Source organism: Aeromonas mytilicola subsp. aquatica, assembly GCF_044336385.1.
GTDB lineage: Bacteria > Pseudomonadota > Gammaproteobacteria > Enterobacterales > Aeromonadaceae > Aeromonas > Aeromonas rivipollensis.
On sequence record NZ_CP172298.1, the window covers coordinates 1,834,310 to 1,846,528 of the forward strand.

General features: G+C 64.4%; 10 protein-coding genes. 5 read left to right on the forward strand and 5 right to left on the reverse strand.

Annotated elements, in window-relative coordinates; all coding sequences use genetic code 11:
• Positions 1-103: 103 nt before the first annotated feature.
• The gene (locus ACFWHB_RS08545) at positions 104-565 is read right to left on the reverse strand and encodes a serine protease chaperone (RefSeq protein ID WP_234675761.1); all 462 of its coding nucleotides are present in this window, start codon (positions 563-565) and stop codon (positions 104-106) included.
• Between the two features lie 18 nt (positions 566-583).
• Positions 584-2,458: a serine protease Asp gene (locus tag ACFWHB_RS08550; RefSeq protein ID WP_395949947.1), complete on the reverse strand. Its 1,875-nt coding sequence runs from the start codon at positions 2,456-2,458 to the stop codon at positions 584-586.
• A gap of 303 nt (positions 2,459-2,761) precedes the next feature.
• Between ACFWHB_RS08550 and modF the strand changes: the two genes are divergently transcribed.
• Positions 2,762-4,225, forward strand: coding sequence for a molybdate ABC transporter ATP-binding protein ModF (modF, locus tag ACFWHB_RS08555; protein ID WP_395949949.1), 1,464 nt, complete (start codon positions 2,762-2,764; stop codon positions 4,223-4,225).
• A gap of 2 nt (positions 4,226-4,227) precedes the next feature.
• On the opposite strand, the gene ACFWHB_RS08560 is transcribed toward modF, so the two are convergent.
• Together ACFWHB_RS08560 and ACFWHB_RS08565 are read right to left on the reverse strand one after the other, a co-directional pair.
• Positions 4,228-4,767 (reverse strand): isochorismatase family protein, encoded by a 540-nt coding sequence (locus ACFWHB_RS08560; protein WP_395949950.1) that lies wholly within the window; start codon positions 4,765-4,767, stop codon positions 4,228-4,230.
• A gap of 84 nt (positions 4,768-4,851) precedes the next feature.
• Positions 4,852-5,238 (reverse strand): VOC family protein, encoded by a 387-nt coding sequence (locus ACFWHB_RS08565; protein WP_290029626.1) that lies wholly within the window; start codon positions 5,236-5,238, stop codon positions 4,852-4,854.
• Between the two features lie 354 nt (positions 5,239-5,592).
• On the opposite strand from ACFWHB_RS08565, the gene ACFWHB_RS08570 reads away from it, so the two are divergent.
• On the forward strand, positions 5,593-6,414 hold the full coding sequence (locus ACFWHB_RS08570) for a MetQ/NlpA family ABC transporter substrate-binding protein (RefSeq protein WP_289985894.1): 822 nt from the start codon (positions 5,593-5,595) through the stop codon (positions 6,412-6,414).
• An 84-nt stretch (positions 6,415-6,498) separates the two neighbouring features.
• Here the strand turns inward: ACFWHB_RS08570 and ACFWHB_RS08575 are convergent, their stop codons facing one another.
• Positions 6,499-7,221, reverse strand: a complete 723-nt coding sequence (locus ACFWHB_RS08575; RefSeq protein ID WP_163157881.1) for a phosphatase PAP2 family protein — start codon at positions 7,219-7,221, stop codon at positions 6,499-6,501.
• A gap of 292 nt (positions 7,222-7,513) precedes the next feature.
• Between ACFWHB_RS08575 and ACFWHB_RS08580 the strand changes: the two genes are divergently transcribed.
• From ACFWHB_RS08580 to ACFWHB_RS08590, 3 genes are all read left to right on the forward strand, one after another.
• Positions 7,514-8,635, forward strand: a complete 1,122-nt coding sequence (locus ACFWHB_RS08580; RefSeq protein ID WP_395949951.1) for a 4-phosphoerythronate dehydrogenase — start codon at positions 7,514-7,516, stop codon at positions 8,633-8,635.
• Between the two features lie 155 nt (positions 8,636-8,790).
• Positions 8,791-9,807: an aspartate-semialdehyde dehydrogenase gene (locus tag ACFWHB_RS08585; RefSeq protein WP_111911552.1), complete on the forward strand. Its 1,017-nt coding sequence runs from the start codon at positions 8,791-8,793 to the stop codon at positions 9,805-9,807.
• Between the two features lie 315 nt (positions 9,808-10,122).
• Entirely contained in the window at positions 10,123-12,216 is a 2,094-nt protein-coding gene (locus ACFWHB_RS08590) for a FimV/HubP family polar landmark protein (RefSeq protein ID WP_395949952.1), read from the forward strand.
• The last annotated feature ends 3 nt before the right edge of the window (positions 12,217-12,219 follow it).

Consider the following 12,219-nt stretch of genomic DNA (forward strand, 5'->3'; position numbering starts at 1 on the left):
GCCGGGTGGGCATTGGAGGATGGGGTTGCGGCGGTGTAGTGGATAAAGACGAGGGGGCCAATGGCCCCCTCGATGACATGACGCCTTCAGTGCGAGGCGTGCTTCACCTGGGCTGCTGCTCGGCGCCGGCCAGTTCGATCTGCACCTTCACGCCTTCCTGCTGGAGCCGGGCGCTGATGGCGTTCAGATCGGTGCCGGGTTTGGCCTCCAGCAGGGCGATGCCGCCACTGCTCTGCTTGAAGCTCAGACCGTGGCGCTTGGCCAGTGCCCTGGCCTGAGGCTCGTCGGCTTCGATCAGCAGGGTTCCGCTGACGGTGAGCTCGGGGCTGGCGACCCCTTGCAGCAAGACGTCACCGCTGCGCAGGCCAGGTTGTGCCGCCTTGCCATCCAGGCTGCGGGCGACGCGCTTCTTGCTGCCGTTGTCTGGCGTGAGGTAGGTCTGACCGTTCACCTCTATGGTGCTGTACTGCTTGCCCTCGATAACCACCGACTCTTCGGCCGTGGCCTGAGCGGAAACCGAGGCCAGCAGGCTTGCCAGGGCAAGGCTGAGTAAGCTGTGTTTCATGTTGTGACTCCTGTGCGATTAGAGGGAAGCTGCTTCATGGCCGATCACCCGCAGGGACCAGTTGAGCAGTTGACCCGGCTGGCTGTTGTTGCGCTCGGTCAGTGTTGTGCGGGCGTTGGTGCTGCGATTGAGCAGCGAGACCTGACGAGTGCCGCTGGCGACGTCGGTCACCGCCAGTTGCCACTCGCCCTGGGCCGATTCACCGTAGAACTTGTGGGAGAGCATGCGCATGTCGCGCAGCCCCTTGGTGCGCACATAGCCCAGTTGCTGCCGGTCGAGTGATTGACCCACCAGGCTGTTGTTGGGGTTGAGCAGCACGCTGCGGGTGCCGGAGGGCGAGATGAGCTCGATCAGCAGATCGGGCAGTCGCTGGTGATCCAGGCTGACCTGCACCTGCACAGCTTCCACCGTGAGCGCCTGCTCGACCCGGGTGCTGGAGGTGGTCGGGCTGCTGCCCAGATCCGGGATGGCGCCCTGGGCATTGCCCTGCACAGTGACCTTCTGCCACGGCAGCTGTACCAGCGCCGGCAAGGGGTTGTGGGTGGCGGCGCTCGCCAGGGCCTTGTTCACATCGATGAGGCCAAAGCCGTAGGTCGGGTTGAACCAGATCCCGGCGGCGTTGCGCTCCCAGCCTTCCAGCCCTGTCACCCGGCGTTGCTGACCATTGGATGCCGTGTAGCTCAGCGTGACCGCTGCCTGATTGGCATCGATGCGGGTGGCGTTGCGTGCCAGCAGATCCCGCAGATCCCGCACCGACAGGTCCGGATAGGCTGACATCAGCAGCGCCATGGCGCCAGCGGTATTCGGGGTGGCCGAAGAGGTGCCGTTCATGGTGCCGTTGTAGTCACAGCCGGCATCCAGCGCCAGGTTGCCGTGCAGCCGGTTGGTGCTCTGACGATCGGTGCGGTTGTAGCCCAGGTCGCAGCCGGGCAGATCCGTGGTGACCATGGCCGGTGAGGCGGTGCCATACTCGCCGCCCGGGGCCGTCAGGAAGACGTTGCTGCCGACGCTGGAGTAGGAGGAGCGCACGCCGTCCGCGTTGCTGGCACTGACCACCAGGTTCCAGAAGTTGCTGTTGGAAGGATCTATATTGCTGTTTTCAAACGGTAGTCTGAGCTCGCCGCCGGTGCGGTTGAGCACATAGTTGCCGGCGGCAATGCGGCTGAAGCCGTTGCCCGCGGCCTTGATGTAAGCGGCCCCTTGCGTCTGGGTCATCTGCTCGAACAGGCGATCCAGTTGCACCTGGTTGAGCCCGCCGGCCCCCTGGGGGTCGACCAGGCTCATGCCGTAGCTCTGGTTGAAGACGCGGTTGTCGCGGCTGGCCTGGCTGTTGCCGAGGGCATAGAGCCAGTCTTGCTGCAACTGCTGGCTATTGTCGTCTAGCAGGTTGAAGCCTTGCAGCTGGGCACGGGGGGCCACGCCCCGGGTGCCGATGACGTTGTCGACCGCGGCTATGATGCCGGAGACAGAGGTGCCGTGGGCACTGTCCGGATCGGTCGGCGTCGGATCGTCGCTGCCGGTCACCACGTTACGTGAACCTGGCCGGACGTTGTCGGCGAGATCCGGGTGGGCTATGGCCAGACCGTCGTCCACGACGGCCACATTGATCCCCTGGCCGAGCACCTCTGTGCGGTGGGCCCACCAGAGGTTGAGGTCATTGCCCGGCACACCGCCACGGGCACTGAAGGCATGCTGGCCACTGTTGAGCAGGTGCCACTGCTGGTCCTGCAAGGGGTTGATGCCGGGCAGGCAGCGCTGTGCGCTGGTGCGGCCGGTATCCATGTCGACTTCTCTGCCGGTGAGGGGGGTACAACTCTCGGCAGCCTGAGCCGAGACGACAGGCAGGGCCGAGAGCAGGGCCGTGATTGCCAATGCTAACGATGTTTTTCTCATTGATAAACTCCATCTTAAGGGCGCACCGTCCGAGGTGCGACGGGCATCTATACATGAGAAAAGACGATTCAAAAGGCTCTCATTTCGGAGTTGAGAGGGGGCTCAAAGAAATCTCATTCGAGCCCATATGGGGGTATCAATGGGGCAGATTACGTGTTTCATTGAGAGTCATTCGCATTCATCGCTAATGATCTTTTTGTCGATAAAAGGGCCTGTTGTCAAGCGCCCCTCACCACCTGCCAAGGCTGCCGCTGGTCGCTATCCCTGTTAAGGTAAGGGCAAAACAGCACTCAGGACGGATCCATGACTCTTTTGCAGTGGCAATCAGCCAGCTTGGCTCTTCACGGCGACCAGACCCTCTTCATCCCCGACCTCACCCTGGCGCCTCAGGCGTGCTGGGCCTTCGTCGGCAGCAACGGCAGCGGCAAGACGGCGCTGGCTTCTGCCCTGTGCGGCGAGCTGGCCGTCCGTGCAGGGGGGGTGACTGGCCGGGTGAGGGCCGAGCGCCTCTCGTTTGAGTCGCAACAGCGGCTGGGGGAGCTGGACTGGCAGCGGCGCAACACCGACATGCTGGGGGAAGAGGAGGAGGCGGGCTATCGGGTGTCGACCCTGATGCTGGAGGAGGGGGGAGAGGAAACCCGGGCACGCGCACTGCTGGCGCGCTTCGGCATCGAGTCCCTGTGGGATCGCCCCTATCGCCATCTTTCGAGTGGGGAGGGGCGCAAGCTGCTGCTGGCCCGCGCCCTGCTGGGGCAACCTGAACTGCTGGTGCTGGACGAGCCCTTCGATGGCCTGGATCAGGGCTCGCGCAGGGATCTGATGTCGCTGCTGGCGCAATTGGTGGCGCAGGGGCAACGTCTGGTGGTGATCGTCAACCGCTTCGACGAGATCCCCCCCTTCGCCAGCCACCTCGGCCTGCTCGGGGAGCGCCGCCTGTTGCTGGCAGGGGAGCGTGACGCCGTGCTAGGCAGCCAGGAGGTGGCCCAGCTGGCGCGGGCCGAGGGGCAGAGCCCGCAGTTGCCCCCACCGCTCCAGGCTCCCACGCCCCTGCCCCCCGGCCCCCGGGTGCAGATGCGCAACCTGCGCGTCGCCTACGGGGAGCAAGTCATCATCGACGGGCTCGACTGGACCATTGCCGAGGGGGAGCACTGGCAACTGGTGGGGCCCAACGGCGCCGGCAAGTCGACCCTGCTCGCCCTTATCACAGGGGATCATCCGCAGGGGTACAGCAATGATCTGCGCCTGTTCGGGGTGCGCCGGGGCAGTGGCGAGAGCATCTGGGAGATCAAGCGCCACATCGGCCTGGTCAGCCCGGCCCTGCACCTGGACTATCGCGTCAGTTGTTCGGTGCAGACGGTGATCCTCTCCGGCTTTTATGACTCCATCGGCCTCTATACCCGCCCGGGGGATCGCCAGCTGGCGCTCGCCAACCAGTGGCTGGCACTGCTGGGGCTAAAGGATCAGGGGGCGCTGCCCTTCCACGCCCTCTCCTTTGGTCAGCAGCGCCTGGTGCTGATTGTCCGAGCCCTGGTCAAGCATCCGCCGCTGCTCATTTTGGATGAGCCCCTGCAGGGGCTGGATCCTTTGAACCGCCACCTGGTGCGGGAGATGGTGGTGCGCCTCATAGGGGAAGGCACCCAGTTGCTGTTCGTCTCCCACCACCCCGAGGATGCACCCCCTGGCCTCAGCCACCGGCTGAGTTTCGTGCCGGACGGCGCCGGGGGCTATCGCTATCTGCAGGAGAAGCTGGGGAAGGGGTCTGCCTAGGCCTATTTGACGAGTGCCAGTATCTGGCGAAATGCCGGATGGCGGCAATCTCCCATCAGATCAAAGAGGCACATCTCCACCGAGGTGAGGGCTGCGCCTCGGGCCGCCAGCTGGCTGATGGCGAGATCCCGGTTGGCGGCGGTGCGGGATGACGTTGCATCCACCACCAAAGAGACCCGGGCGCCGCTGGCCAGAAGCCCCAGCACGCTCTGGTAGACGCAGATATGGGCTTCGATGCCGCATACCAGCCAGTGACTGACCCCGGTTCCGGCCAGGGCGGCGGCGACCGTCGGCTCCCCCAGGGCGCCGAAGCTGAACTTCGGCAGCACAAGGGCGCCTGCCTGCTGCGGCTGCAACTCGGGCACTGTGGCCCCGAGCTTGTCCGGGTTCTGCTCCAGCCAGACAACCGGCAACCCCAGTGCCTTGGCTCCCTGCCCCAGTCGGGCCGTGTTGGCGATGAGCGACTCGCTCCCCTCGACCAGACGGGCCAGTTTGCCCTGGATATCGACGACCAGCAGGCCAGTGCTGCGGCGTTCAAGCATGATTTTCTCCTTAGTTTGTGGCGAGTTTTCTGGCACCGAGGTCAAAGACACCGGGCTTCTGCTGACAAGCTGCACGGCGCCTCTTCACGGGCTCGCCATGCCAGGGGATTCAAGGTAGGCCAGCACCTCTATGTTGTTGCCGTCCGGATCGCGCAGGAAGGCGGCGTAGTAGTTGGGGGCATAGTGGGGGCGCAGCCCCGGCTGCCCATTGCAGGCAAAACCAGCCCTGACACCGACCTGATAGAACTCATCCACCTGCGCAGCGCTGCTGGCTGTGAAAGCGAGATGACAGGGGGCACCCGGTCCGCCCCGCTCTATCAGGAAGCCCACCTTGTCGTGACCAAGCCGGCCGAAACCTGCGGCGTCTTTGTCTGCCCATTTGAGTTCTATCAAGAGGGGCACCAGCACGGTTTCGTAGAAGCGTCGGCAGTCGTCGAAGCACACCACCTTGATTTCAACATGATCGAACACAACCACTCCTTGTGCTGTCTGGATGAAGGGGAGAGGCAATATGGTCCCCTAGGTGCCACCAGCCGTATCCCCGGGATGATGGGTATCGAATGACCACAATAGGCCAGTTGTGCCTCAAGCGGGGAGGGGGCAAACGCGATAACTGCGTGCGTTATCAAAGATTTTCAGCTCGAGGCCGGAGGGACTTCACCGTCATCTGGCCAAGCTTGCCCGGTTTTGTTGCTTGGCGAAGGGGAAAAGCTCTGTTATGGTGTTGTCTATTAGCCGTTTGGATGGCTGGATGGTTGTGGTGTCGGCCTTGATGATGACAGCGCAGCCCCACCACTTTGATGACCATTTTGACAGGGAGTTTCTATGCAGCGTCGTTCCTTCTTCACCCTCTCCGCCCTCGCGCTGCTCGCCAGCAGCCTGCCGCTGTCAGCCTTTGCCATCGATGAGGCGAAGAAAGAGATAGTGATTGGCACCACTGTCGGGGACTTTGCCGACATGGTGACCGACTCCATCAAGCCGCAGCTGGAGGCCAAGGGCTACAAGGTCAAACTGGTGGAGTTCACCGACTACGTGACCCCCAACATCGCCCTGGCGGACGGCTCGCTGGATGTGAACTGCTTCCAGCACAAACCCTATCTGGAGAGCTTCTCCAAAGACAGGGGCCTCTCCCTGGCCCCCATAACCCAGGTGCCGACCGGCCCCATGGGGATCTATGCCGGCAAGCTGGGGGATCTCAAGGCCCTGAAAGAGGGGAGCACAGTCGCCATTCCCAACGACCCCACCAACCAGGCGCGGGCCCTGCTGATGCTGCAGGACTTGGGCTGGCTCACCCTGAAAGAGGGGATAAACCCCCTCAAGGCGAGCGAGTTCGATGTGGTGAGCAATCCCCACGACATCAAGCTGGTGCTGCTGGAGGCGGCGCAACTGCCCCGCTCCCGTGAAGACGTGGACTTCTCCGTCATCAATGGCAACTTCGCCGCCTCGAGCGGGATCCCCTTCAGCACCGGTCTCTTCCTCGAGCGCAGCTATGACTTCATCAACTGGGTGGTGGTCAAAGGGGCCGATGCGGACAAGCCGTTCGCCAAGGATGTGGCGGCCGCCTACAACTCCCCCGAGTTCAAGGCCTATGCCGCCAAGCGCTTCGTCGGCTACAAGTACCCTCAGGGCTGGCAGAGCCAGGGCTGAGAGCAGAGCCAGGGCTGAGGGCTGAAAGCAGCACCTGCGATAAAAAAACGGGCACCTTGGTGCCCGTTTTTTTATCTGGGAGAATCAGTAGTGGTGCAGCCACCAGCGGGCGGCGACGAGGGCGGTGAGGCTGCCAAGCAGGGCGCTCGCCAGCACGTCCAGGGGCCAGTGCATGCCGATCAGGGTGCGCGACAGGCCGATGCCGATGGCCCAGAGCGGCAGCAGCCAGACCCCGGTGGGGGCCCGGGCCAGCCAGATCAGCCCGAAGAACTGGGCCAGGCTCATGGCGGCTATGCTGTGGCCGGAGGGGAAGGCGTAGTTCACTTCCGTCTGCCAGTGGTGGCCTAGCCAGGCGGGCAGCGCCAGCAACTGGGTTGCGGCGTGGACCTGTTCACTGCGAAGCGTACTGCTGCCGGCATAGAACTGGCGGATGGCGGGGATAAGCTCCTGGCTCTCCAGCCAGAGCAGATAGGGCCTTGGCTCCTCGGTCAGCTGCTTGATGAGGCTCTTGATGAGCCAGTCGCTCGCCAGCGCGGCAAAGAGAGCGCCCGCGAGGGCCAGCAGGGCGGTGTGGCCGAGCGTCAGCTTGTGTCGGGTCAGCAGCAAGAGGGCGGCGATGGTGATGGCAAGGCCGGGCAGGTCCACCATGCGGGTGAGGGCATAGGGCCACCAGAGCCAGTCCGATTGCAGGGCACTCGTCATGAAGGGTTGCCAGGGCAGGCAGACGAGCAGCAACAGCGGCAGCAGCAGTATGGCGTTGAAACCTAGCACCTGACGGCGTGGCAACGAAGAGGCATGAGTCGGCATGAGAGGGCTCGTAACAGGTGCGCATGACTGGGGCGGATGATAAAGAGGCGTCATTGTGCCAGCCCGGCCCCCCTGGTCAAGCTGGGGGGCGCGAGGGCAACATGTTGTTACATATGAGTGCCGCGCCCCAGCTGTGGATGCTCGGGAACCCGCTTCGATGCTCTGGCAACCTGTGGCCCCAAGAAAGTGTGCTTCCTTCATCTATGGCAGCCCGAGAACAAGTCTCTGAAAATTCGGCCCGCTTGGGCTAGAATGGCGCGCCTGTGGCCGGTTGTGGATGAGAAGAGAGCCGATGAAGATCGTCGTTGATGAAAATATGCCCCATGCCTGCGAGCTGTTTGCCGAATTTGGCGAGGTCGTCCCCCTGCCCGGGCGGCAGATAGGGGCGGCGGATCTGCGGGATGCCGACGTGCTGCTGGTGCGCTCGGTGACCCGGGTCGATGCCGGGCTGCTCGCCGACTGCCCGCGGCTGGCCTTCGTCGGTACCGCCACCATAGGCACGGATCACATCAACACCGCCCTCCTGGCCGAGCGGGGCATCCCCTTCTTCAGCGCCCCCGGCTGCAATAAGTATTCGGTCGGCGACTATGTGCTCTCGGCCCTGCTGGTGCTGGCGGAGCGCCATGAGCTCAGCCCCGATCAGATGAGCCTCGCCGTCATCGGCGCCGGCAACACAGGGGAGTGCGTGGCGGGCAAGGCAGAGGCGCTCGGCATGCGGGTGCTGCGCTGCGATCCGCCGCGGGCCCGCCTGGAAGACGCCGCCGGCTTCGTTGACTACCCCACGGCGCTCGGCGCCGACATCGTCAGCTTCCATGTGCCCCTGACCCGCGAGGGGCCGGAGGCGACCTTCCACTTGCTGGGGGAGCGCGAGATAGCCGCCCGTCCGGCCGGGCAGATCCTTATCAATGCCTCCCGGGGCGAGGTGTGGGACAACCAGGCCCTGCTGGCGCGCCAGCAGAGCGATCAGCCATTGCGGCTGGTGATGGACGTGTGGGAAGGGGAGCCTGAGCCGCTCAAGGCCCTGGTGCCCCATACCGAGCTCGCGACCCCGCACATCGCGGGCTACAGCCTGGAGGGCAAGGCCCGCGGCACCTGGATGCTCTATCAGGCGCTCTGCCAGCAGCTTGGGCGTATGCCGCGCCAGGATCTGCAATCCCTGCTGCCCGCCCCCGAGGTGCGCGAGCTGACGCCGGGTCAGCCCGCCGATCAGCGGTTGATCAAGCAGCTGGTCCACCTCATCTATGACGTGCGCCGGGACGATGCCCGCTTTCGCAACCGGATTGGGGTGCCTGGCAGCTTCGATGGGCAGCGCAAGGACTATCCGGAGCGGCGCGAGCTCTCCTCCTTGCAGGTCAGCGGCCCCTTCGCCTGCGACAGGCTGGCCCGGCTGGGCTTTGCCATCTCGCAAAAATAAACCGGAATTCATGCGGATGACTCCGATCGCCGGATCGGGGTCATCCGTTTCGGCCAGGCACCCTGCCGGCCGACCATCAGACAGATCACGCTTGCCACCCCTGATGCCGACCCGGTCGGCCTCATCGGCGGGCAATATCACAGGAGAGAACATCAGTGAGTCAACAATTCAACGTAGCTGTACTGGGCGCGAGCGGCGCCGTGGGTCAGGCCATGATCGAGATCCTGGAGGAGCGTGCCTTCCCGGTCGCCACCCTCTATCCTCTGGCCTCCAGCCGCAGCGCCGGTGATACCGTGCGCTTTGGCGGCAAGAACATCGAGATCAAGGATGTCGAGGAGTTTGACTGGAGCCAGGTGCAGATCGCCCTCTTCTCCGCCGGGGCCGAGGTCTCTGCCAAGTGGGCGCCCATCGCGGCCGAGCAGGGCTGCATCGTCATCGACAACACCTCCTGCTTCCGTTACGACGAAGACATCCCCCTGGTGATCCCGGAAGTGAACCCGGATGCCCTGGCGGATTTTCGCAATCGCAACATCATCGCCAACCCCAACTGCTCCACCATACAGATGCTGGTTGCCCTGAAGCCGCTGCAGGACGAGGTGGGCATAGCCCGCATCAACGTGGCGACCTACCAGTCCGTCTCCGGCTCCGGCAAGGAAGGGGTGAGCGAGCTGGCCGGTCAGACTGCCCATCTGCTCAACGGCCGTCCGGTGGAACCGACCCTCTACCCGCAGCAGATCGCCTTCAACCTGATCCCGCAGATCGACAGCTTCACCGACAACGGTTACACCCGTGAAGAGATGAAGATGGTGTGGGAGACCCAGAAGATCCTGGGGGATGCCAGCATAGCCGTGAACCCCACCTGCGTGCGGGTGCCCGTCTTCTACGGTCACGCCGAGGCGGTCCACGTCGAGCTGCACCAGCCGCTGGATGCCGAGCAGGTCAAGGAGCTGCTGCGCAATGCCCCGGGTGTCACCCTGTTCGAAGACGATGCCGACTACCCGACCCCGGTGCGTGACGGCACCGGCAAGGACGAGGTGCTGGTCGGCCGGGTGCGCCAGGATATTTCTCACCCGAGCGGTATCAATATGTGGATCGTGGCCGATAACGTTCGTAAGGGCGCGGCGACCAACAGCGTGCAGATCGCCGAACTGCTGGTGCGCGATTACCTCTGAGGCTGCTTTGCGGCCTGTGGCGGGGAGGGAACCCCGCCCTAGGAGGTGACTGAGAGGCTAGGGATGTGACCGGGGGCGCACTCTCCGGGTTTAAGAATGTCGCGTGATATCAGTGAGCTAGGTTTTTTTCTACACTCGGGTTCAGATCTGGGACTCATGTCTGGCCTGGATCGGGCTCGCATCTGATAGGCGCCGGACGGGAAATATGTCGGATCGCTGGCTTGAGACCGGCGGCTGATTTATATTGAGCCGATTGTTTTGGGGTAACTATCCAGATTTTTCAATGTGATAGGGCCATCATACGAAGGAACGAATATGGGACATTCCCGCATAACGCTGGCAACGCTACTCGCATTGGGTCTTCTGGGCACGGCTCAGGCCGATGAGGCGGGGCGAGAGCCTTTCTTTGTCGAGCTCAAGGGCCCGGACGGTGCCGCGCCTCCTGTCGTTCAACCTCAGGCCCAGCCCGTGGCACCGGCCCAGCCGGCTCCCAGGGCCCAGCCCATGGTGCGTCAGGCGCCCAGCGCGGCGGCAGGCAGCTATGGCCCTGTCCGTTCTACCGATACCCTTTGGAGTCTGGCGAGCAAGCATCGCCCCTCCAGCCGGGTGACCGTCTACCAGACCATGGTGGCGATCTATGACAAGAATCCCAAGAGCTTTGCCGACGGCAACATCAACCACATCCTGGTGGGATCCCGCATTCTGCTGCCCAGCGCCGCCGAGGCGGGCCGCATCACGGACGCCGAGGCCCGTCGCCGCTTCAACAGCGACAACGCCAGCTGGAAGGGGCTGAGCCCCAAATACCTGGCCGAGAAGCAGCCCCATCCGGTGGCGACCAAGCCGGCGGCCAGCGCGCCGGTCAAGGCCGTGGCCAAGGCGGCCCCCATTCCGACGGCCGCCCCAAAGGTGAGCGCGCCCCAGGCGGCCACCGAGGTGACCACGATCGCCAAGGCACTCGAGCCTGCCCCGGCGGCGAGTGCCGCCGCGCCAACCGCTGCCCCGGCCCCCTTGCCGGTCAGTGCCGCGACCGTGGTGGGCAAACCCTCCACCGAAATGGCGCTGGCGCTGGAAGATGCCAACGCCCAGCTCGGTCAGGTCACCGAGATGAACCACAGGCTCAAGCTGCGCCTGCAGTCCCTGACCGAAGAGGTGGAGACCCTCAAGGCCCAGTTGCAGGATCAGACCGCGCTGCAAAAAGAGGTGGCGGAGCTCAAGGCCAAGCCGGTGCCGCCCGTGGTGGCCCCCGAACCCAAGCAGAACTGGGTGATGGAGCTGCTCGCCTCGCCGCTGAACCTCGCCATGATCATACTGCTGCCCGTACTGCTGGTGCTGGCGCTGGTGACGCTCTGGCTGCGGGCCCGCGCCCGCCGCGAGCTGGAAGAGCAGGAGAAGAGCCTGTCGGAGTCCACCTCCATGGTGATGGGGGAGGAGAGCAGCGAGTTTGACCAGCTGATGACGGTCGGCATCGCCGATGACGAGCCCATGCACCCCATGCCGGATCTCAATGAGCCGGGCGGCAATGGTAGCCAGGAGGGGGCCAAGGCCCCGACTGACGTCATCTTCAGCGATGATGAGATGGCCCTGTCCGCCTTCGATGTGGAGCCTGCGGTGACGACGGCCAACCGGGATCCGGATCTGGTGCCCGAGCTCGATCTGGCCCACGAGGGGGACTTCGGTCTGCCCCTGGCCCCTGAGCTGGATCTCTCCGGCGAGTCCGAGGCCAAGGCCCGGGCCAGCGACGAGATCATGAGCGAGGAGGAGCTGCAAGCGGCCCTGTTCGCCGAGCTGGATGCCGATCTCGAGGCCGATCTCAGCCAGGCGCAGAGCAGAAGCCAGCGCGATGCGGCCCTCGCCAACTTTGATCTCAGCGATCTCGAGACCGACTTCCACGAGCCTGCCACCGACTCCCGAGGCGACGACGCCTATGGCAAGGATGATATCGATGACATGCTGGCCGAGCTCGGACTCGAACCGACGCAGGCCAAGGGCGCTGCCCAACCGCCGGCCTGGGATCCCAACGAGCTGGCCCTGGCCGACTTCGAGGATGCCTTCACCGAGGTGGAGTCCCATCAGGGCGATCTGAAACCCCGTGAGCAGGCGCAGGCGAACGACTACGTGGAGATAGACAAGCTCCTGGCCGAGGCCAACGCCAGCAGCACTGAGCAGGAGCCCTACCAGGGCTTCTCCCTGGACGTGGGGCTGGATGGCTTCCCCGAGGTGTTGCCCCAGTCTACCGGATTTGACGTGGATGCCGATGACGGCGGCGTGGGGGCCAAGCTGGATCTGGCCCGGGCCTACCTCGAGATCGACGACAAGGAGAGCGCCCGCGAGCTGCTGCAAGAGGCGGCGGCCCAGGGCAGCGAGCACCAGCGCAGCGAAGCCGAGAAGCTGCTCAGGCGCCTGGGGTGATCC